This is a genomic window from Actinoplanes sp. NPDC051405 (assembly GCF_055586185.1).
Genome location: NZ_JBVJIR010000004.1, coordinates 100219 through 120298, shown reverse-complemented (window position 1 = coordinate 120298; position 20080 = coordinate 100219). Strand labels below are relative to the sequence as shown.

Genomic DNA, 20080 nt, shown 5'->3' with positions numbered 1-20080 from the left:
CCTACGGGTAGCTCAGCTCCACCACGGCCGAGTAGTTGTCGACGGCGTTCAGCGTGCGCACCCCGAGAGTGTGCGAGCCCGGAGCCGGCGCCGGAATGGTGATCGATGTGCTGCCGACCTGTCCCACCGGCATCCCGTCCAGCAGGACCTCGTAACCCGCGACCGGCGCCGTGATGAACGGTGACTGTGCCGGGGGAGCCGTCCATGACAAGCGCAACAACCCGGCCGCCGGAGTGTCCATCCGCAGAGCGCTGGGCGGCGCCGGGATCTCGTCACCGCGCCAGATCTGCCCGAGCGACTTGAACGACCACGGCGACACATTCCCGGCCGCGTCCACGGCGCGCACGGAGAAGACGTACACCCGCGGCGGCAACGTTCCGCCGGTTGAGTAGACGTAGCGGGTGTCGGTGACCGTCGCCCGTGGCTGGCCGCTCTCGTACACCTCGTATTCGACCGGTCCCTGGTCGTCGGTGGACGGCGCCCAGGTGATCGTGAGGCCGGAGCTGATGTCGAAGGCGAGTGGTCCGGGACGGCTGGGGGCCGTGTGGTCCACCGGGGCCCCCGCGCAGTCGGCGCCGTTGAGGGTGCAGTTCGCCGGGTCGCCCTGGCCGCTCGCCACCCAGCCGAACGTCGTGGACGATCCCGGCGGCAGCTGCGCGTTCCAGGTCTCGTTGGTGACCGTGTAGTGCTCGCCGCTGCGGGTGAACACGCCGCTGTAGGAGCTGGTCACCCTGGTGCCGGGAAGGTCGAACTCGACCCGCCAGCCGTCGACTGCGGCCGCGCTGTCGTTGCGGATGGTGATGCTCCCGACGTAGCCCGCCGGCCACTGACCCAAGCGCGTAAAGCTGGCGACAGGCGCGGCCGCCGAAACGCCGGCCGCCGAAGCGGCGTCTGCCGCCGAAGCGGCGGCCGCCGGTGCCAGGGCGGCACCCGTGGCCAGGGCAATCAGCACGGCGAGTCGTTTCATATCGACGACGTTATATGTCACCTGGCCAAGATCGACAGAGGGCCCATCTCCGGGTCATCCCGGATAGGACTCCGCCCCCTATTGCGGGCATGCTGGACGGATCGCGCATTCGGCCACGGGGAGGAAGCCCATGCACGCCAGACGATTCACCATCGGGACCGGCGCCGCGCTCGCCACACTGCTGCTCGCCGCGGCGTGTGGTTCCGACACCGGCGACCCGGCCGAGCCCGCCCCGGCCCCGGCGAGCGCCGGTCCGCACGGCTCGCACAGCGCGTCGGCCCCGGCGCCTCCGGCAGCGTTGCGCCAGGGGGAGCGGTTCGTCGACCTGGCCCTGCCGCAGGCCTACACCCCCGCGGCCCCGAACGGCGGCACCGACGAATACCGGTGCTTCGTCGTCGATCCGAAGCTGACCGAGCCCGCGTACCTGACCGGCAGCCGCTTCCTGCCGCAGAACGCCGACATCGTGCACCACGCGATCTTCTACCGGCTCAGCGCCGAGCAGGCCAAGGCCGCCGCCGACGTCGACGCGAAGACGCCGGGCGAGGGCTGGACCTGCTTCGGCGACGCCGGGGTGCCGGGGGATACGGCCTGGGTCGCGCACTGGGCTCCCGGCGCCGGTGAGACGCTCATGCCGGCCGGTTTCGGCTTCGAGATGCCGCCGGGCAGCAAGCTGGTCATGCAGGTGCACTACAACCTGCTCGGCGTCACCGACCAGAGCAAGGCTTCCGACCGGTCCGGCATCCAGATGCGGATCGCGGACGGCAAGGCGCCGTTGCAGGGCCTGGAGACCGCACTCGTGGCGGCGCCGATCGAGCTGCCGTGCGAGCCAGGTGCCGCCGGCCCGCTCTGCGATCGCGACACCGCTGTCGCGGATGTCGCCAAGCGCTTCGGCGCCGAGTCCGCCGAGACCGTCCAGGGTCTCAACGCGGGCTGCAACGGCGGCGCCGCGCCGGTCGCCGGCAACACCCAGCACTGCGACCATCCGGTACGCGAGCCCGGCACGATCTACCTCGCCGCCGGCCACATGCATCTGCTCGGGCGGGCGATCAAGGTCGAGCTCAATCCGGGTACGCCCAAGGCCCGCACCGTCATCGACGTGCCCCGGTACGACTTCGACAATCAGGCCCTCGTCCCGCTGCCCGAGCCGATCGCCGTCGACCGCGGGGACACGCTGCGCGTCACCTGCACCCACGACGCGACCCTGCGCAAGCAGTTGCCGCAGCTCAAGTCGCTCCCCTCGCGGTACGTGGTCTGGGGCGAGGGCACCAGCGACGAGATGTGCCTGGGAGTCATGGTGATGGCCCCGAAGTCCTGAACGGTGAGCGGTCCTTGACACCGCGCGGGGCAGGCCCTTTGCTGAACGCATCGACGGCCACGGATGGTCTGTCCCGCGCCGGAGAGGTTCCCATGCGCCGCTGGTTTGCGCTCCCGCTCGTGATCGCCGTACTGATGGCGGGGGCACCCGCCCGGGCGGACAGTGCCGCACCGGCCACACCGCGGCGGTTGGCGGTGGGGGCCGGCACGACCTCGATGAGTCTGTCCTGGGAGCAGCCGCGCACGGGTCCCCGGGCCCGCTGGTTCCGGGTGTACGAGGGCAGCCAGGTGGTCGCCCGGGCCACCACCACGTCGGCCGCTCTGGCGGTGGCCTTCAACTCCACCCACACGTACACGGTCACCGCCGTCGACGATCAGGGCCACGAGTCGGCCCCGACCGCCCCGGTCAGCGGGCACGCCTGGGCGTCCGGCCTGAACCCGGAGTGCCTGAGCCCGGCGCCGCTGACGGTCACGGCCGCCGCGATCACCGCCTCGGCCGCCTCGCTGTCGTGGCCGCGGCATCCTCTGTGGCAGGACCTGGAGCTGCGTGTCGGCGGCGTCAGCCTGGGCCGGACGACGCGGACCAGCGCCCGGATCGGCGGGCTGGCCCCGGCGACGACCTACAGCGTCGGCCTCTACCGCTACAACGGCTGTCAGCAGCAGACCGTGCCGGTGGCCTGGGGCTCCCTGACGACCGCCACCGGCAGCACCGAACGCCCGGCCGCACCCTCCGCGCTGACCGTCGCGGGCCGCACCGACACCACGATCCGGCTCTCCTGGACAGCACCCGAGGGTCCCGCCCCCTCCCGGTACGCGGTCTACGACGGCGACACCCTCGTCGCCCGCACCAGCAGCACCGCCGTGACGGTCGGCCGCCTCTACCACGCCTCGTGGCACACCTTCACGGTCGCGGCCCTGAACGCCGCCGGCGACGAGTCCACCCACACCCGGCCGGTGCCGGCGAACACCGAGCCGTGCCAGGTCAACCCGCCCCGCCCGATCGGGCTCACCGCCACCGCGGTGTCCCCGTCCTCGGTCCGGCTGGGCTGGATCCTGCGCACCGCGGCGATCTCCTACACCGTCTACGACGGCGACCGCCCGGTCGCCACGCCCGCCGGTCCGGAGGCCATGGTGACCGGGCTGGCGTCCGGCTCCCGGCACAACTTCCAGGTGACCGCCACCCTGCCGGACAGCTGCGGTGAGACCCCGCGCAGCACCGCCGTCGCGGTGACCACGCCGACCGGCCCGACCGGCCGTCCCGCCCAGCCCGCCGACCTGACCCTCACCGGCAACGCACCCCTGGGCGTGAACAGCACCGCGATCACGCTCAGCTGGACCGCGTCCGCCGGCGGAGAACCCACGACCGGCTACCGGATCTACGAGGGCGCGACCCTCGCCGGTACGGCCACCGGCACCCAGCTGTCCCTGACGGTCGGCGCCGGAACGCGGCACACCTACACCGTGGTGGCAGTGGACGCCGCCGGCACCGAATCCGTGTCCAGCGCGCCGCTGGCCGTCCAGGCCACGTACCTGCCGCCGCCGTAACGGCGGCCGCACGCCGGCCTCTCGCTATGCTGGCGCCGAGCAATGGCCGGCAGCGAGGGAGAGGCACGCGTGCGCACCACCGTGCATGACGTCGCGCGCGCGGCCGGCGTCTCGGTCTCCACGGTGTCGCGGGCGCTCACCGGCGGCCGGGTCAGCCCGGCCACCCGCGAGGCGGTGCAGGAGGCGGCGGAACGCCTCGGCTACCGGCCCAACCGGGCGGCCCAGGGGCTCATCACCGGCCGCACCGGCAACCTCGGCCTGATCGTGCCCGACCTGCGCAATCCGTTCTTCGCGGACGTGGCCAAGGGCGTGACGGCCCGGGCCCGGTCGGTCAACTGCGGCGTGTTCATCAGCGACACGGACGAGGACGTCGCGGCCGAGCTGGAGGCGATCGCCACCCTGGGCCGCAACACCGACGGGGTCCTGCTCTGCTCCCCGCGGGCCGGCGACGCCGAGCTGCTGGAGGTGGCCGACCCGGCGTCGACGGTGCTGGTGCACCGCCGGGTGCCCGGCATGCTGTCCGTGGTGGCCGACATCGCCGACGGCACCCGGCAGGCCATCGGTCATCTGCGGGCCCTCGGGCACCGGTGCATCGCCTTCGTCGCCGGCCCGGAGGACTCGTGGGCCGGGCAGCAGCGGCTGTCCGCATTGGCCGGGATCACCGCCGACGACGACACCGAGATCCTGCGCGTCGGTTCGGTGGCCCCCACGTTCCAGGGCGGAGTGCTCGCCGGTGACCTGGTGCTCGCCGGTCCGGCCACCGCTGTACTGGCCTACAACGACCTGGTCGCCATGGGCCTGTTGCACCGCCTCGCCGCCCGCGGGGTCGCGGTGCCGCAGCGGATGAGCGTGGTGGGCTACGACGACATCAGCATGGCCATGATGAGCCACCCGCCGCTGACCACGGTGACGGTCCCCAAGGGCCGGGCCGGGGTGGCCGCCCTGGAGCTGCTGCTGCGCCGCATCGGTGGCGCCGACGGGTCCGGCCGGCCGGCCGGCTCAACCCGCGAGCCGGAGATCACCCTGGCCACCAGCCTGGCCGTGCGCGACTCCTCCGGGGTGGCCCCGGCCTGACGACTCCCGTCAGGTCACCGCGCCCAGCTGCCACGGGACGAACTCGTCGCGGCCGAGGTCCAGCTCCTCGCTGACGGTGGGCCGGCCGGACGCCACGTCCAGGACCGTCCGCAGGATCTCGTCGCCGAGGCCCTCGATGGTCGCGGTGCCGTCGGCGATGCCGCCCGCGTTGAGGTCCATGTCGTCGCGCATGCGCTCGAACATCGTGGTGTTCGTCGCGATCTTGATGCACGGCACCGGTTTGGTGCCGAGCACCGAGCCCCGGCCGGTGGTGAAGCAGACGACGTTCGCGCCCCCGGCGACCAGGCCGGTGACGGAGACCGGGTCGTAGCCCGGCGTGTCCATGAACGTGAAGCCCGAGGCGGTCACCCGCTCGGCGTACTCGTAGACCGCCACGAGCTCCGCGGTGCCGCCCTTGGCAACCGCGCCCAGCGACTTCTCCAGGATCGTGGTGAGGCCGCCGGCCTTGTTGCCCGGTGACGGGTTGTTGTCCAGCGTGCCGCCGCCGGCCTGCACGTACCCGTGCCACCAGGCGATCCGGTCGAGCAGCCGCTGCCCGACCTCCTGGCTGACCGCCCGCCGGGTCAGCAGGTGCTCCGCGCCGAAGACCTCGGGGGTCTCGGCCAGGACGGTGGTCGCTCCCTGAGCGACCAGCAGATCGGAGGTACGGCCCAGAGCCGGGTTCGCGGTGATCCCCGAATACCCGTCCGAGCCGCCGCAGTTGAGCCCGAGCACCAGCGCCGACGCCGGTACGGTCTGCCGCCGGCGTTGCGCCACCTGCTCCAGCAGGCCCCGCACCGCGGTGACCCCGGCCCGGACCGTGGCCCGGATGCCGCCCTGCTCCTGGATGACCAGCTGCTCGATCAGGGTGTCCGCGGGAAGCGCGCCTCCGGTCACGCTGTCGACGCCGATCATCTCGCAGCCCAGGCCCAGCACCAGAATCGCGCCGATGTTCGGGTGCGCGGCGTACCCGCGCAGGGTGCGCTGGAGCAGCTGGCCGCCGTCGCTGGTGGGCACCAGGCCGCAGCCGGAGTCGTGGGTGAGGGCGACGACGCCGTCGACCCCCGGGAACGCGTCCATCGCCAGGCCGCGGAACTGGTCGGCGATCATCCGGGCCGTCGACGCGGCGCAGTTGACCGAGGTCACGATGCCGACGTAATTGCGGGTGCCGACCGAGCCGTCCGCGCGGACGTAGCCCTCGAAGGTGAGCCGCTGGGCGGCCGGCGGGATCGCCACGCGGGCCGTGCCGAACTCGTACGTGTGGTCGACGGAGTCCATCGCGAGGTTGTGGGCGTGCACGTGGTCGCCGGCGCGTACCTCGCTGGTGGTGCGGCCGATCGTCTGGCCGTACTTGTGCACCCGGCTGCCCGGCGGCAGCTCGCGCAGCGCGACCTTGTGTCCCTGCGGCACCGCCGCCGTGACGGTCAGCGCCAGGTCACCGTGTCGCAGCACCAGGCCCGGCGGGAGGTCGCGCAACGCCACCGCGACGTCGTCATCGGGCCCCAGCACGAGGGCGTGCTCGGTGAGCGGGGCGGGTTCCGGGTCAGCCATGAGGTGCATCCTCGCCACGAATGGAAAGTTGCGGGAACGTTTTCACTCTGTATCATCGCACGCAGTCGATGGGTCGTCCACGGGCGGCGATGTCGGTGCCGGTCCCCGGAGAGGAGCCACGTGACCCAGGCGAGGCCAGATCTGCGCCCCCTGAGCAACGCGGGCGTGACCCGCGCGGAGCTCCCCGTACGGATCCTGCAGATCGGCGCCGGCAACTTCATCCGCGCGTTCGTCGACCTGATGGTGCACCGGGCGAACGAGGCCGGCGTGCTCCGGCACGGGATCGCGGTGCTGAAGGTGACGCCCCGGCCCGAGCACGTGACCCCGCGCCTGGCCGAGCAGGACGGCCTGTTCCACGTCGTCCTGGAGGGCGCCGGAGCCAGGGAGACCACTCTGGTCACCGCGGTGCGCGAGGTCGTCAACGCCTACGCCGACTGGGATCGCTGCCGCGCGCTGGCCCGCGGCGAGGAACTGCGGTTCGTCGTCTCCAACACCACCGAGGCGGGCATCGTGTTCGTCGACGGCGACGACCTCACAGCGTCGCCGCCCGTCTCGTTCCCGGCGAAGATGACCGCGCTGCTGCACGAGCGCTGGCGGCACTTCGGTGGCGACCCGGCCCGGGGACTGTCGTTCCTGCCCTGCGAGCTCAACGAGGACAACGGCAGCACCCTGCGGGCGATGGTGCTCCGGCACGCCGCGGGGGCGAGCAGCGATCCCGGGTTCACGCGGTGGGTCGCCGAGCACTGCCGGTTCTACGACACGATCGTCGACCGGATCGTGCCGGGACTGCCCGAGGACGAGGCCGCGGAGCTGCGGCAGAGCCTGGGGTACGACGACCGGCTCATCGTCCGCGGCGAGTCCTACGGGCACTGGGCGATCGCCGGCGACCCGGCCATCCGCGACGAGTTCCCGCTGGACCGGGCCGGTCAGCCCGTCGAGTTCCTCACCGACATCCGGCCGTACCGGGAGAAGAAGGTCCGCGTGCTCAACGGCGCGCACACCGCCATGGCCGCGGTGGCCCCGCTGCTGGGCTGCCGGACCGTGCTGGAGGCCACCGCGCACCCGCTCGCCGGGGCGTACGTCCGGCAGCTGGTCGAGTGCGAGGTGCTGCCGACCCTGCCCGGTGACCGCGCCGAGTTGAGCCGTTTCGCCGCCGCGATCCTCGACCGGTTCCGCAACCCGGTGCTGCGGCACGAGCTGGCCGACATCGCGCTCAACGCGATCGCCAAGTGGCGTACCCGGAACCTGCCCGTGGTCCTCGACGCCTGGCGCGCCGGGCGCGAGGCCCCGCTCAGCGTCTTCGCGCTGGCCTGCCTGCTGGCCGGCTACGCCGGGGCGCTGGGCGACCTGCCGATCCGCGACGACGACCCGGCGGTGCTGTCACGGATCCGGGACAGTTTCCCGGCCGGCGATCCGGAGCACTGGCTGGCGGAGCTCTTCCCGGCGCTCGGCTGGCACGGCACCCTCGACCAGTCGCAGGTGACGCGGCTGGCCGCCGAGACCGCCGTACCGTTGCGGGCGCTTCTCGCCGGTGACCCCGCGCAGGTCCTGACCGGACTGCTGACACCCGCCTCTGTGTCCGATGAGGAGTGATGACCGTGCACGAGACCTGGCAACAGCTGGCCGACCACGCGCTCGTACCGGTGGTGGTGCTCGACGATCCGGCCGCCGCCCTCCCGCTGGGCCAGGCGCTGGTCGACGGCGGGCTGCCCGTCGCCGAGGTCACGTTGCGCACCCCCGAGGCCCTCAAGGGCATCCAGGAGCTGGCCGGGCACGGCGGCCTGCTGGTCGGGGCGGGCACGGTGCTGACCCCGCGGCAGGTGGACCTGGCCGTCGAGGCCGGCGCCCGGTACGTCGTCTCGCCCGGCCTTTCGCGGGCCGTGGTCGAGCGGTGCCAGGCGCACGGCGTACCGGTGCTGCCCGGCGCGGTGACCGCGACCGAGGTCCAGGCGGCCATCGAACTCGGCCTGGAGGCCGTCAAGTTCTTCCCGGCCGCCACCTCGGGCGGCCCGGCCGCCGTCGCCGCACTGGCCGCGCCCTTCGCGGACATGCGGTTCGTGCCCACCGGCGGCATCGACGCCGGCAACGTCGCCGACTACCTCGCGCTGCCCGCCGTGCTGGCCGTCGGCGGCTCCTGGATGGTGCCACGCGCCGCGATCCGCGCCGGTGACTTCGCCCGGGTCCGCGAGCTGACCAGCCAGGCCGTCGCCGCCACCCGCGGACGTTGAGAGAGGTCCACCATGCCGGTTCTGCCGCTCAGGCCCGCCGACTCCTGCCGTTTCGACGCCGTCAGCCTCGGTGAGGTGATGCTGCGCCTCGACCCAGGGGAGGGGCGCGTGCGCACGGCCCGCTCCTTCCGCGCCTCGGAGGGCGGCGGTGAGTACAACGTCGCCCGGGGGCTGCGGCGCGTCTTCGGGCTGCGCACCGCGATCGTCACCGCGCTGGCCGACAACGAGGTGGGCCGGCTCGTCGAGGACTGCATGCTGACCGGCGGGGTCGACACCAGCTTCGTGCGGTGGATCCCGTACGACGGGGTGGGCCGGGCGGTGCGCAACGGGCTCAACTTCACCGAGCGGGGTTTCGGCGTACGCGGGGCCGTCGGGGTCTCGGACCGCGGGCACACGGCCGCGTCGCAGCTGCGGGCGCAGGACGTCGACTGGGACCACCTGTTCGGCGAGGTCGGCGTCCGCTGGCTGCACACCGGCGGCATCTTCGCGGCTCTGTCCGACACCGCCGCGGAGACGACCCTGGCCGCGGTGCACGCCGCCCGCCGCCACGGCACGGTCGTCTCCTACGACCTCAATTACCGCCCGAGCCTGTGGAAGGCGGTCGGTGGCACCGCCCGGGCCCGCGAGGTCAACGCCGGCATCGCCCCGCACGTCGACGTGATGATCGGCAACGAGGAGGACTTCACCGCCTGCCTCGGCTTCCAGGTCGACGGCGTCGACGACAACCTGCGGGACCTGCGCACCGCGTCGTTCGCCCAGATGATCAGCAAGGTGGCGGCCGAGTACCCCCGCCTGCGCATCATCGCGACGACCCTGCGCGGCGTCCGCACCGCGACCCGCAACGACTGGGGTGCGCTGGCCTGGTCCGGGCCGACCGGCGTGATCGAGTCGACGCACCGCCCGGACCTCGAGATCCTGGACCGCGTCGGCGGCGGCGACTCCTTCGCGGCCGGCCTGATCTACGGCATCCTGGACGGCGCGTCGCTGGCGGAAGCGGTCGAATACGGTGCCGCGCACGGCGCCCTGGCGATGACGACGCCCGGGGACACGTCGATGGCCGGCAAGGCGGAGGTCCTGGCCCTGGCCGCCGGCGGAGGAGCCCGCGTCCAGCGCTGACCGCCCGCGCTCGCATTGACGGGTTTCCCTACCGTGGGGCCAGGAGGCTGCCACGGATGCGGGAACCCTCACCAACGCGGTCGCACTGTCGGTCTCGATGCTGGCCCTGACCATGTCGACGGTGCTGGCCGTCCGGCAGCTGTGGACCACCCGCGCCGCCGGCCAGGACTCCAACCCACACGCAGGTGCTGCTGCGGCTCAACGGCGAGTACCGCACCGACGGCGTACCCGCCGTGACGTGCTCCGCGACCTGACGACCAGGGCCGGGCCGGGCCGGGCGCCGTCACGGCGCCCGGCCGCGGTCAGGAGCACTGCTGATCGAGCGGGGAGAGCCAGTCCTTGAGCGTGGAGCCCAGCGTCGTGTTGACGTCCTGGGTGGTCTTCACCGCGCTGAAGCTCTTGGCGTCGGCGGCCTCGGCCTTCAGCTTTTCCGCGGTCTGCTTGCCGGCGTTGCGCAGCTCCGGGTCGGTGCTCTCCGCGGTGGCGCTGCTGATGGCCGTCGCGAACGCGGTCAGCGCCTGCTGCACTTCCTGCTCGTTCTTCTTGTCGTCGCCGGCGGTCTTGCGCGCGTCGGCCAGCTCGGTGAGGGCCTGGGCGAACGGCGCCATGTGCCGGCTGTAGACCTTGCCGACAGCTTCGCACGCGGACCTCGTCGAGGCCTCCGCGCTGCGCTGGGCTGCGGGCGGCGCCGAGGCCGTACCGATTCCCACGCCGGCCTCGCCGGGTGCGGGATTGGTGGCGGTGCCGCAGGCAGCCGCCGAGAGCAGCACGCCGCCTAGAAAGAACGCCTGCACGGCCTGGCGCATCGGGGAACCTCCTGCTGATCGGGGATGCGGGAACGTGGGAGCGCTCCCATCGCGCTCTGCACCATACGTCGCGGTGCAGTTCTCGTCTAGAGACGCCCTTCTATTCCACCCGCCCGGTATGCCGGGGACGATTCATCGGATGTCGCCTCCCGGCGGGCGTGCTCGGGAGACGATGACGGCATGCAAGCAGCACAGGGCGTGCCGTTGTCGTGATGAGCCGTACCTTCGGGATCCTCTCGCCGTTCGTGGGCGGCGACTACTACGGAGCGATCATCGCCGGCGTCAACAGCGCCGCCGTGGCCGCCGGCGACCGGGTCATGGCCGTGCAGACGCTGGATCCGGGTTCGTACAGCGCCGACCGCAGCGGTCTGCCGGACTTCCGCCGGCCGTTGGCGTGGCAGCACCTGGCCGGCCTGATCGTGCTGCCCGGCGCGGTGGACGCCGCGTACGCCCGGACCGCGCGGCTGGCCGGCAAGCCCGTGGTCCTGGTCGGGCACGAGGTGCCGGGCAGCGACTGCTCGTCCGTGCTGGCCGACAACCGCAGCGGGATCCGGGAGGCCGTCGCGCACCTGGCCGGGCACGGCCACGAACGCATCGCCTTCGCCGGCAACCTGACCCACTTCGACGTGCGGGAACGGCACGAGGGCTACCGGGAGCAGCTGCTGGCCCAGCAGCTCACGCCGCGGCCCGACCTGTTGTTCGCGCTCAACGACAATCACGAGACCGGCGGCGAGTCCGTCGCCGACGCCCTGATCCGGGCCGGCATGCCGGCGACGGCTGTCGTGACGGGCACCGACCGCAATGCCATCGGCCTCATCCGCCGGCTGGCCCAGGCCGGCTACACGGTCCCGGGCGACCTGGCCGTGGTGGGCTTCGACGACATCGCCGACGCAACCTACCTGCGGCCGAGCCTGTCCACAGTGCGTCAGCCACTGGACGCTCTGGGCGCGGCCGTGCATGCCCTGGCCCGCGAGCTGGCGGCGGATCCGCGGCTGCCGGCCGCCGTACGGCTCGTGCCCACCACCTTCGTCCAGCGCGACTCCTGCGGCTGCCCGAGCCGCGGTCTGCCGGTGTCGGAGTCGCGGACCCGGGAGCTCTTCTCCGACGTCCGCTACCTGCAGGCCACGCTGAACGTGCAATATGAGCTCGGCATCGAACTGCTGGGCTCGCACGAGAAGGACCCGCGCGGCCTGGCCTGGATGGAGAGCACCCCGGCCGTCGGCGGTTGCCTCGGTCTCTGGCGCGGCGACGGCGAGCCGCGCGGTGCCGACCCGCTGCTGGAGGTGGTCGGGGAGTTCCGGGCCGGTGGCGGTCCACGCTGCGGGCCGGTGAGCGCGTTCCCGCCGCCCGGGCTGTTCACGCTGGCGGACGGCCCGGCCGGCGACATCGTGTTCGTCGTGCCGGTGCGCAGCGCGTCGCGGGACTGGGGCGCGCTGGCGGCGGTCGGGCGGATCCAGGCCAGCACGCCGCCGGGCCGCGAGATGATGAACCAGGCCGGGGCCCTGCTGGCCGCCGCCCTCGACCGGGACGCGATGGTGGCGTCCCTGCGGGACCAGGAGGAGCGGCTGCGCAACGCCGCCCTGCACGACCACCTCACCGGCCTGCCGAACAGGGTGCTGCTGGCCGACCGTCTTCAGCAGGCCGGCCTGCGCGCCGCCCGGCAGCCCGGCCACCGCTTCGCGGTCCTGTTGCTCGACCTGGACGGGTTCAAGGCCGTCAACGACTCCCTGGGTCACGCGGCGGGCGACGTTCTGCTGGTGGAGGTCGCCCGCCGCCTGACCGGGCTGGTGCGTCAGTCCGACACCGTCGCCCGGCTCGGCGGTGACGAGTTCGTCGTGCTGCTCGACGGCTTCGCCACCCGCGACGGCCACGAGCGGGTCCGTGACGCGATCACGGCCGCGATCACCGAGCCGTTCGTCATCGACGGGTGCCCGGTCGAGGTCGGCCTGAGCATCGGTGTCGCGCTGTCCACCGACGGCTCGGCCGACCCCGACCACCTGCTCCGGGAGGCCGACGCGGCGATGTACCGCGAGAAGTCGACCGCCCGGCGTCGCTGACCGCCGGGAAGTGGCTCAGCCGGTGCCGCACACCGTGCCGTTGAGGGCGAACACCCCGGGCAGCACGTTCGGTCCGCTGTAGGCACCGACGAACCCGGCCGTGGCTGTGGCGCCGGCGGCCAGCGTGGCACCCGGATCGCTGGTGACCCGTACGTCGCGGCCGGTCTGGGTCCAGGTGGCGCTCCAGCCGCTCTGCACGCTCTGCCAGCCGGTGGGCCAGGTGAACGTCAGCGTCCAGCCGGTGACCGGGGCAGGCCCGTTGTTGGTGACCTCGACGGCCCCGACGAAGCCGTTGCCCCAGTCGTTGGTGTCGCTGAACTTGACGGTGCAGCTGCTGCTCGCCGGCGCGGTGGTGGTGACGGTCAGCGGCAGGGAGGACCACGACACCCGGCCCGCGGTGTCCCGGGCCAGCACGTTGACGGTGTAGCGGGTGCCCGGCGTGAGGTTGCGGGCGGTGAAGGACGTGCCCGAAATCTCGCCGAGCTGCTCGCTGACGGCGCCGTTGGCCCGGTACACCTCGTACTTGGCGATCGGGTCGCGGCCGGGCCGCGCGGCCGGCCAGGAGATCGTCGCGGTGCGGTCGGTGACGGCCCCGGCGACGGGCGCGCCGGGTGCTCCGGGGGCCCCGGCGCCGGTCCGGGCCGGGCGCAGGGTCACCAGCGTGAGCGAGTACGGCGGCAGCGTCTGTTCAGTCGCACTTCCCAGCGCGGCGGTATCGAGCGCTCCGGCGCCGTTGCCGAGCGAGATGACGGTCGGCGCGGTGCTCGTACTCGGGTTGTAGCCCCGGTAGTCCAGGGTGGCCGTCCGCTCGTTGTCGGGGTCCCGGTTGACCAGCAGCACCCGCAGGTCGCCGTTGGGCCGGCGAGCGGCGTGCGCGGCGACGAGCGGATCGTCGGTGCCGGCCCGGACCAGCTGGTCGCCCGGGTGCACGAAGGACTTCATCAGCGTCAGGGCGTGGTACGGCGCGAACGGTGTGTTCAGCGGCGGTTCACACACCGACCCGTCGGACGTGCAGTTGCCGGAGGAGAGCAGGCCGAAGTCGCCGTAGTCGCGCTGCCCGGCCACGGTCGACACGGTGCCGATGCCGTTGTGGACGTTCCACCACTGCACCGTGAAGACGCCGTTCTCCAGCAGGTCGCTGTACGCGTCGGCCAGGAACAGGGCGCCGGGCTGGGTGTTCTGTCCCACGCCGACGTTCATCTCGGTGAGGCTCACCTGGATGCGGCCGGCGTTGCTGCCGGCGTACCGGTCGATCTGCCGGCGCAGCAGGTACATCGCGTCGTCGATGTGACCCGTCCTGGTGAGCGCCTCGGCGGCCGTGCCGCCGCCGGGATACCAGTGCACGTCGACGAAGTCGATGTGGGCGCCGGCGCGGGTGAGCACCTCCTGGTTCCAGGTCCCGGCGTCACCCGCGCCGACCAGCCCGTCGGGCCAGTTGCCCGGCGTGGTGAGCACCGCGCCGATCTTGATGTCCGGGTCGACGGCCCGCATCGCCTCGGCGAACGCGACCACCCCCGCGGCGTACGCGGCCGGGCTCTTGTCGGCGTGGTGGTCGGCCTCCCACGGCTCGCCGTAGTGGCCGTTGCCGTAGTTCTCGTTGCCGATCGTCCAGTACTTGGCCCGGTAGCCCTTGTCCTTGGCGTGGCGCACCCAGTCCGCGGCCTCCTGCGCCGTCCCGGTGCCGTAGTTCGCGATGATCATCGGCTCGGCGCCGATCCGCCCGGCCGAGGCCATGAACGTGTCGAAGTCGGTGCCCGGGGCGACGTAGCCGCCGGGTGCGGTGTGATCGCGCCAGTGGTAGATGTCGGCGTACGAGCCGCCGGGGTAGCGCAGCATCTGCACGCCGGCCGACTTGAGCAGGCCGGAGGTCTCGGCCGTGCCCAGGTTGGTGTCCCAGATGGCGTCGTTGACGCCCAGGGCTGTGTCGGGAACGGTGGCCAGGCCCGCCTGGGCGTTCACGGTCACGGCGACGGGAGCGGGGGAGGCGGCGGGCGCGGCGGTGGAGGCCGTGGGTGCGGCGACACTGCACAGCGCACCGGCGCCCAGCAGCAACGCGCCCCGCGCGACCCGGTGGAAGATCGCGGACGGCATGGCTCTCCGATCGGAGGACAGCGACACTTGGGAGCGCTCCCATACTCACTGTCGCAGCGACCACTGTCAATCTTCACTGACGTTGCCGGCCGGCCTCGGAAATCCTCACATTCGGCACAGGTCAGTCGAACAGTCAGACGAGCCCATCGGGGGGCTTCCAGGGCGGACAGGTGATTCGGTTGAAGATGTCGAACCTCAGGGTCGGGCTCCGGCTCGGCGCCGGCTTTCTCGTGGTGATCATCGGCATGGTGGTGCTGACGGTCATCGGCGTCAACGAGGTCAACAAGATCAACGATCGGCTGACCGTCGTCAACGACCTCAACGGCGTCAAGCAGCGGTATGCCATCAACTTCCGGGGCAGCGTGCACGACCGTGCGATCGCCGTCCGGGACGTGGTGCTGGCTCGTACCGGTGCCGAGGTGCAGACCGAGGTCGACACCATCGCCAAGCTGACCACCAAGTACGACGAGTCGGCGGTCAAGATGGCCGCGATGTTCTCCGACGGGGCCGACGTCAGCGCCGAGGAGAAGCAGGCGCTCGCCGAGATCAACCGCATCCAGGCCAAGACGCTGCCGCTGATCAGCCAGGTCGTCGACCTGCGCCGGGCCGACACCAACGAGCAGGCCTACGTCGTGCTCACCACGCAGGCCAGGCCCGCCTTCATCGAGTGGCTCGCCGCCATCAACGTGTTCATCGACCTCGAGGAGGCGATGAACAAGGCCGAGACGGCCCAGGCCCGCCAGACCGCCGACGGATTCATGACCATCATGGCGATCGGCCTGCTGCTGGCCGCGCTGATCGCGGCGCTGGTCGCCTGGCGGATCACCCGCGGCATCACCCGGCCGCTGGCCGAGGCGGCGGACGTGCTCGTCGCGGTGGCCGACGGCGACCTGACCCGGCGGGTGGACGTGCGTTCCGCCGACGAGGTCGGCCAGATGGGCCGCTCGGTGAACACGGCGCTGGACGCGATCAGCACCGTCATCACCGAGTTCGGCCGCAGTGCCCAGGGCCTGGCGCAGACCAGCCACCGGATCGGCGCGCTGTCCGGCCAGATCGCCAAGGGCGCGGAGGAGTCCTCGGTGCAGGCCAACGTCGTGGCCGACGCGGCCCAGGAGGTCTCCCGCAACGTGCAGACCGTCGCGGCCGGCTCGGAGGAGATGGGCTCCTCGATCCGCGAGATCTCGCACAACGCCAACGAGGCCGCCACCGTCGCCGCCCGGGCGGTCGACACCGTCCGGGTCACCACCGACACCGTGTCCCGCCTCGGCGACTCCAGCCGCATGATCGGCGACGTGGTCAAGGCGATCACCAACATCGCCCAGCAGACCAACCTGCTGGCCCTCAACGCGACCATCGAGGCCGCCCGGGCCGGCGAGGCCGGCAAGGGCTTCGCGGTGGTGGCCGGCGAGGTCAAGGAGCTGTCCCAGGAGACCGCCCGGGCCACCGAGGACATCTCCCGCCGGGTCGAGGCCATCCAGGCCGACACCACCAGCGCGGTCGCCGCGATCGCCGAGGTCACCGCCGTGATCACCCAGATCAGCGACTACCAGACGACGATCGCCTCGGCGGTCGAGGAGCAGACCGCGACGACCAACGAGATGAACCGCAGCGTCAACGACGCCGCGTCCGCCTCCGGCCAGATCGCCGCCAACATCAACAATGTGGCCGACGTGGCCCGCAACACCACGGCCTCGGTCGAGGAGTCGCGCCGCGCCGCCGACGAGCTCGACGAGGTGAGCCGCAAGCTCCAGGCCCTGGTGGGCGGCTTCCGGATCTAGTCGCACCCGACGCACAGCGTCCCGGCGTGAGCACCACGCGCCGGGACGCTTGCTGTCCGCGGCACGCCGGTGAAGACCGGGCCGGGTGCCGGACATGTGCCAGGGTGAACGTGGTGAACACGCAGGCGCGCCGGGCCCGCTTCGAGGAGCTCGCGGTCCTGCTGATGGAGCCGCTGCGCCGGTTCCTGGCCCGCCGTACGGATCCGGACACGGCCCAGGACGTGCTCTCGGAGACGCTGCTGGTCTGCTGGCGCCGGCTCGACGAGGTGCCGGAGGACCGCCTGCCCTGGGCGTACGGTGTCGCCCGGCACTGCCTCGCCAACGCCGAACGCGCCCGCCGCCGCCAGGGCCGCCTGGCGGCCCGGATCCTCGCCCTCGATCCGCCCGCGGCCGCCGTCGCCGAGCCGGTCGAGCTCCCGGACGAGCATCTGCACACCGCGCTGGGCCGGCTGGGCCCGCTGGACGCCGAGATCGTGCGCCTGTGGGCCTGGGAGGACCTCGGCCCCGCGCAGATCGCCGCCGCGCTCGAGCTCACCCCGAACGCGGTCAGCATCCGGCTGCACCGGGCCCGGGGCAAGCTCCGGGCGGAGTTGAGAAAGCTCGGCGCGGGCGCCGGACATGAGGTACCGGAAGAGGGGAGGCGGCCGTGACCGACGACGACCTGCGGGCCCGGCTGCGGGAGGCGGACCCGGCGGCACAACTCGCGCCGCTGTCCCCGGACCGGGCGACCCGTCTGCTGGAGGAATCCATGATCACCGAGTTCGGCACCGCGCCACCCCGTCCGCACCCCGTCCGCCGGTGGGCGCTTGCCGCGGCCGGCCTGGTCCTCGTGGCGGCGGCGGCCGGCACAGGCGCGGTGCTGCGATCGTCGGACGGCCCCGGGCCCGGTCTTGGTGCCGGTCCTGCTCCCGGGGTGCCGACGGCGAGCCCGGCCGTCATCTCGGTGACGCGCATCGTCATCCCCGGGGACACCGCGGCCAAGTGCATGCCGCCCGACCCCGGAACGCTCGCCCGGGTCTCGCTGGCCTTCGCCGGAACCGTCGAACGGATCGCCGGCGGCACCGCAATCCTGCGCGTCACCCGCCTGTACGCGGGCCTGCCCACCGATGTCGTCGAGGTCGCGCAGAGCGACGGCAACAGCGAGGCGCTGATCGGGGCCACGGTCTTCGAGCCGGGCCGGCAGTACCTCGTCGCGGCCACCGACGGCCAGGCTCTGGTCTGCGGTTACAGCGGTCTGGCCACGCCGGAGCTGCAGGCCCTCTACGACGCGGCGTTCTGAGCCCGGGTGGCCGCGAGCGAGCCGAGCACGGCCAGCGCGTCGGCCGACGGGCTGCCCGGCGCCGCGTGGTAGACGACCAGCTGCTGCCCGGGGGCCGACCGTACGTCGAACGTGTGCATGGCCAGGGTCAGCTCGCCGACCTCGCGGTGCACGAGCCGCTTGGTCTCCAGCGTCTTGCCGGTCACGTCGTGGCGGGACCACAGGCGGCGGAACTCCTCGCTGTGCTCGGACAGCGTGCGCACCACCGTGGCGACCCGGTCGTCCGCCGGTGCCGCCCCGGCGGCCAGCCGTAGAGCGCCCACGCTGTTGCGGGCCACGGCCGCCCAGTCGGCGTAGAACGCGCGCGCCGACGGCTCGAGGAAGACGGCGTGGATCAGGTTGCCGCGCTCCTCGATGTCGGCGAACAGCGCCTCGGCCAGCGGGTTGCGGGCGAGGATGTCGTACGCGCGGCCGAACACGATCGCCGGGTTGTCCCGCCACGCGCCGAGCAGCTCCACCAGGGCCGGATCGGGGAGCTCGGACGAGGCCGGCAGTGTGGCCACCGGGAGCAGCCCGGCCAGCCGGTACGCGTGCATCCGCTGATCGTGGCTCCACCGCAGCACCCGGGCCAGCGCGTCGAGGATCTGCGGCGACGGATGCCGTTCCCGGTCCTGCTCGAGGCGGACGTAGTAGTCCACGCTCATGCCGGCCAGGGCGGCCACCTCCTCGCGGCGCAGCCCGGTCACCCGCCGTCCGGTCGCGGCGGGCAGGCCGACCTGTTGTGGCGTCACCTCGGCCCGCCGGGCCCGCAGGAAGTCACCCAGCATCCCGTCCCTGGTCATGACCGATTGTCTCCCGGCGAGCGGCGGCGCAGCACCATCCCGGCGTGGTGCAGGACGCCGTCGACGAAGTCACCGTCGGCGGTGAAGCCGGTGTCGTCGACGTAGTCGATGTGGTCGCCGCTGATCTCGTACCGGCCGGTGTACGCCCGTTCCCGGCGGCCGCGGGCCTCGACGTAGCGGCCCTCCGGCAGCAGTTCGTGGCGGATGGCGCCGTCGGCGGTGACCCACATGCCGGCGTACGGGTGAGATGTCTTTGTCATGGGATCCACGCTAGGAGCCTCGCGGACGCGCGGGGAGGGTGCGTCGCACCCACCCTGCGGTGTGTCCCGCACAATATTTACGAACGGTCGGTCTTATTGTACGGTGACGGCATGACCCAGGACGGCCGGCTGATCCGCGGCGAACGCACCCGCACCGCGGTGCTCGATCAGGCCCTGGCGCTGGCCACCGTGGCCGGCCTCGGCGGCCTGTCGCTGAGCCAGGTCGCGGACGCGCTCGGCGTCAGCAAGTCGGGCCTGTTCGCGCACTGGCGGTCCAAGGAGGCGTTACAGCTCGCGGTGATCGAGCACGCCCGGGCCCAGTGGACCGAGCGGATCATCCGGCCCGCGCTGGCCGCGCCGCGCGGGGTCCGCCGGCTGTGGGCGGTGCACGACACCCGGCTGTCCTTCTACGAGGCCGAGGTCCTGCCGGGTGGCTGCTTCTTCGCCAACGCCCACTTTGAATACAACGCTCGCCCCGGTGTCATCCGCGACCGGCTGGCCGCCGAGCTGACCGACTGGATGACCTTCCTGACCGGGCTGGCCGCCGACGGGGTCGCGCTCGGCGAGCTGCGGCCCGGCGCCGAGCCCGAGGGCATCGCCTACGAGACCGAGTCCCTGGGTGTCTGCGCCGTGATGCAGGCACCGGTGCTGGGACGAGACGTGACCTTCCGGCGCGCCCGCCGAGCGCAGCTCGAGCATCTGCGCGCACTCGCCACCGACCCGACGATCCTCCCGGAGCTGACATGACCACCGTGACCGAGACGCTGCCGCACGGCGGCGTCGTCCCCATGCCCGTGCACTTCGACGACCTGGACGCCATGGGCGTGCTCCACAACTCCCGCTACGCGGTGCTGGTGGAACGCGCGATCGTGCTCTGGTGGGCCGAGCGGGGCGTCTCTTTCTCCGGCGGCCGGCCCACCACGCCCGACGCCTTCAACGTGGTCCGCGAGTATTCGGTGACCTTTCACCGGCCGGTCCGCGGCACCGGCGAGATCAGCGTGCACTTCTGGCTGGAGAGCATGGGCACGACCAGCGCGGACTACCGGTTCCGGGTGACCTCCGCCGACGGCGCCACGGTCTTCGCCGAGGGCCGCCGGGTCAACGTGCGCCTGGACCCGGCCACCATGCGCCCGGCCCCGTGGACCGAGCACGGCCGCACCCTCGGCGCCGAGCTGCTGCGCCAGTGACCCCCG

The 20080-nt window shown here is 72.7% G+C and carries 18 protein-coding genes; 12 read left to right on the top strand and 6 right to left on the bottom strand.

Annotated elements, in window-relative coordinates; translation table 11 throughout:
• Position 1: 1 nt before the first annotated feature.
• Positions 2–967: a cellulose binding domain-containing protein gene (locus ACZ6S4_RS11010; protein WP_465474752.1), complete on the bottom strand. Its 966-nt coding sequence runs from the start codon at positions 965–967 to the stop codon at positions 2–4.
• Between the two features lie 130 nt (positions 968–1097).
• Between ACZ6S4_RS11010 and ACZ6S4_RS11005 the strand changes: the two genes are divergently transcribed.
• From ACZ6S4_RS11005 to ACZ6S4_RS10995, 3 genes are all read left to right on the top strand, one after another.
• A complete protein-coding gene (locus ACZ6S4_RS11005; protein WP_465474751.1) occupies positions 1098–2282 on the top strand; it encodes a monooxygenase in 1185 nt (394 codons plus the stop codon).
• A 92-nt stretch (positions 2283–2374) separates the two neighbouring features.
• Positions 2375–3826 (top strand): fibronectin type III domain-containing protein, encoded by a 1452-nt coding sequence (locus ACZ6S4_RS11000; protein WP_465474750.1) that lies wholly within the window; start codon positions 2375–2377, stop codon positions 3824–3826.
• 69 nt (positions 3827–3895) lie between these two features.
• A complete protein-coding gene (locus ACZ6S4_RS10995) occupies positions 3896–4900 on the top strand; it encodes a LacI family DNA-binding transcriptional regulator (protein WP_465474749.1) in 1005 nt (334 codons plus the stop codon).
• A 9-nt stretch (positions 4901–4909) separates the two neighbouring features.
• On the opposite strand, the gene ACZ6S4_RS10990 is transcribed toward ACZ6S4_RS10995, so the two are convergent.
• Positions 4910–6451 (bottom strand): UxaA family hydrolase, encoded by a 1542-nt coding sequence (locus ACZ6S4_RS10990; protein ID WP_465474748.1) that lies wholly within the window; start codon positions 6449–6451, stop codon positions 4910–4912.
• Between the two features lie 120 nt (positions 6452–6571).
• Here ACZ6S4_RS10990 and ACZ6S4_RS10985 point away from each other — a divergent pair, with 120 nt between their 5' ends.
• The 3 genes from ACZ6S4_RS10985 to ACZ6S4_RS10975 are packed head-to-tail and all read left to right on the top strand — an operon-like array spanning position 6572 to position 9795.
• Positions 6572–8044: a tagaturonate reductase gene (locus ACZ6S4_RS10985; RefSeq protein ID WP_465474747.1), complete on the top strand. Its 1473-nt coding sequence runs from the start codon at positions 6572–6574 to the stop codon at positions 8042–8044.
• Positions 8044–8679, top strand: coding sequence for a bifunctional 4-hydroxy-2-oxoglutarate aldolase/2-dehydro-3-deoxy-phosphogluconate aldolase (locus tag ACZ6S4_RS10980; RefSeq protein WP_465474746.1), 636 nt, complete (start codon positions 8044–8046; stop codon positions 8677–8679). The genes ACZ6S4_RS10985 and ACZ6S4_RS10980 overlap by 1 nt, the downstream gene beginning before the upstream one ends.
• 12 nt (positions 8680–8691) lie before the next feature.
• A complete protein-coding gene (locus tag ACZ6S4_RS10975) occupies positions 8692–9795 on the top strand; it encodes a sugar kinase (protein WP_465474745.1) in 1104 nt (367 codons plus the stop codon).
• Positions 9796–10097: 302 nt separating this feature from the next.
• On the opposite strand, the gene ACZ6S4_RS10970 is transcribed toward ACZ6S4_RS10975, so the two are convergent.
• The gene (locus tag ACZ6S4_RS10970) at positions 10098–10601 is read right to left on the bottom strand and encodes a hypothetical protein (protein WP_465474744.1); all 504 of its coding nucleotides are present in this window, start codon (positions 10599–10601) and stop codon (positions 10098–10100) included.
• A gap of 212 nt (positions 10602–10813) precedes the next feature.
• Here ACZ6S4_RS10970 and ACZ6S4_RS10965 point away from each other — a divergent pair, with 212 nt between their 5' ends.
• Complete coding sequence (locus ACZ6S4_RS10965) at positions 10814–12658, top strand: diguanylate cyclase domain-containing protein (RefSeq protein WP_465474743.1); 1845 nt, start codon at positions 10814–10816, stop codon at positions 12656–12658.
• Between the two features lie 15 nt (positions 12659–12673).
• On the opposite strand, the gene ACZ6S4_RS10960 is transcribed toward ACZ6S4_RS10965, so the two are convergent.
• The gene (locus tag ACZ6S4_RS10960) at positions 12674–14749 is read right to left on the bottom strand and encodes a cellulose binding domain-containing protein (protein ID WP_465474742.1); all 2076 of its coding nucleotides are present in this window, start codon (positions 14747–14749) and stop codon (positions 12674–12676) included.
• 185 nt (positions 14750–14934) lie between these two features.
• Here ACZ6S4_RS10960 and ACZ6S4_RS10955 point away from each other — a divergent pair, with 185 nt between their 5' ends.
• The 3 genes from ACZ6S4_RS10955 (at position 14935) to ACZ6S4_RS10945 (ending at position 17806) form a co-directional block, all read left to right on the top strand.
• Positions 14935–16527: a methyl-accepting chemotaxis protein gene (locus tag ACZ6S4_RS10955; RefSeq protein WP_465474741.1), complete on the top strand. Its 1593-nt coding sequence runs from the start codon at positions 14935–14937 to the stop codon at positions 16525–16527.
• Between the two features lie 113 nt (positions 16528–16640).
• Entirely contained in the window at positions 16641–17177 is a 537-nt protein-coding gene (locus ACZ6S4_RS10950) for an RNA polymerase sigma factor (RefSeq protein ID WP_465474740.1), read from the top strand.
• Positions 17174–17806 carry a hypothetical protein gene (locus tag ACZ6S4_RS10945; RefSeq protein WP_465474739.1) on the top strand — a complete coding sequence of 211 codons (633 nt, stop codon included), beginning with the start codon at positions 17174–17176 and terminating at the stop codon, positions 17804–17806. The genes ACZ6S4_RS10950 and ACZ6S4_RS10945 overlap by 4 nt, the downstream gene beginning before the upstream one ends.
• Here the strand turns inward: ACZ6S4_RS10945 and ACZ6S4_RS10940 are convergent.
• Together ACZ6S4_RS10940 and ACZ6S4_RS10935 are read right to left on the bottom strand one after the other, a co-directional pair.
• Entirely contained in the window at positions 17788–18627 is an 840-nt protein-coding gene (locus ACZ6S4_RS10940) for a helix-turn-helix transcriptional regulator (RefSeq protein ID WP_465474738.1), read from the bottom strand. The genes ACZ6S4_RS10945 and ACZ6S4_RS10940 overlap by 19 nt on opposite strands.
• A complete protein-coding gene (locus ACZ6S4_RS10935; RefSeq protein ID WP_465474737.1) occupies positions 18624–18887 on the bottom strand; it encodes an Atu4866 domain-containing protein in 264 nt (87 codons plus the stop codon). The genes ACZ6S4_RS10940 and ACZ6S4_RS10935 overlap by 4 nt, the downstream gene beginning before the upstream one ends.
• Positions 18888–18998: 111 nt before the next feature.
• On the opposite strand from ACZ6S4_RS10935, the gene ACZ6S4_RS10930 reads away from it, so the two are divergent.
• Positions 18999–19634 (top strand): TetR/AcrR family transcriptional regulator, encoded by a 636-nt coding sequence (locus ACZ6S4_RS10930; RefSeq protein ID WP_465474736.1) that lies wholly within the window; start codon positions 18999–19001, stop codon positions 19632–19634.
• Positions 19631–20074, top strand: a complete 444-nt coding sequence (locus tag ACZ6S4_RS10925) for an acyl-CoA thioesterase (RefSeq protein ID WP_465474735.1) — start codon at positions 19631–19633, stop codon at positions 20072–20074. Before ACZ6S4_RS10930 ends, ACZ6S4_RS10925 begins: the two co-directional genes overlap by 4 nt.
• Positions 20075–20080 lie beyond the last annotated feature (6 nt).

What these genes read in the sequence shown, in the direction of transcription:
- ACZ6S4_RS10970 (WP_465474744.1), bottom strand. Translation starts at nt 10,601, where the DNA reads ATGCGCCAGGCCGTGCAGGCGTTCTTTCTAGGCGGCGTGCTGCTCTCG.
- ACZ6S4_RS10960 (WP_465474742.1), bottom strand. Translation starts at nt 14,749, where the DNA reads ATGCCGTCCGCGATCTTCCACCGGGTCGCGCGGGGCGCGTTGCTGCTG.
- ACZ6S4_RS10940 (WP_465474738.1), bottom strand. Translation starts at nt 18,627, where the DNA reads ATGACCAGGGACGGGATGCTGGGTGACTTCCTGCGGGCCCGGCGGGCC.
- ACZ6S4_RS11005 (WP_465474751.1), top strand. Translation starts at nt 1,098, where the DNA reads ATGCACGCCAGACGATTCACCATCGGGACCGGCGCCGCGCTCGCCACA.
- ACZ6S4_RS10930 (WP_465474736.1), top strand. Translation starts at nt 18,999, where the DNA reads ATGACCCAGGACGGCCGGCTGATCCGCGGCGAACGCACCCGCACCGCG.
- ACZ6S4_RS10955 (WP_465474741.1), top strand. Translation starts at nt 14,935, where the DNA reads ATGTCGAACCTCAGGGTCGGGCTCCGGCTCGGCGCCGGCTTTCTCGTG.
- ACZ6S4_RS10965 (WP_465474743.1), top strand. Translation starts at nt 10,814, where the DNA reads ATGAGCCGTACCTTCGGGATCCTCTCGCCGTTCGTGGGCGGCGACTAC.
- ACZ6S4_RS10925 (WP_465474735.1), top strand. Translation starts at nt 19,631, where the DNA reads ATGACCACCGTGACCGAGACGCTGCCGCACGGCGGCGTCGTCCCCATG.
- ACZ6S4_RS10975 (WP_465474745.1), top strand. Translation starts at nt 8,692, where the DNA reads ATGCCGGTTCTGCCGCTCAGGCCCGCCGACTCCTGCCGTTTCGACGCC.
- ACZ6S4_RS10935 (WP_465474737.1), bottom strand. Translation starts at nt 18,887, where the DNA reads ATGACAAAGACATCTCACCCGTACGCCGGCATGTGGGTCACCGCCGAC.
- ACZ6S4_RS11000 (WP_465474750.1), top strand. Translation starts at nt 2,375, where the DNA reads ATGCGCCGCTGGTTTGCGCTCCCGCTCGTGATCGCCGTACTGATGGCG.
- ACZ6S4_RS10980 (WP_465474746.1), top strand. Translation starts at nt 8,044, where the DNA reads ATGACCGTGCACGAGACCTGGCAACAGCTGGCCGACCACGCGCTCGTA.
- ACZ6S4_RS11010 (WP_465474752.1), bottom strand. Translation starts at nt 967, where the DNA reads ATGAAACGACTCGCCGTGCTGATTGCCCTGGCCACGGGTGCCGCCCTG.
- ACZ6S4_RS10990 (WP_465474748.1), bottom strand. Translation starts at nt 6,451, where the DNA reads ATGGCTGACCCGGAACCCGCCCCGCTCACCGAGCACGCCCTCGTGCTG.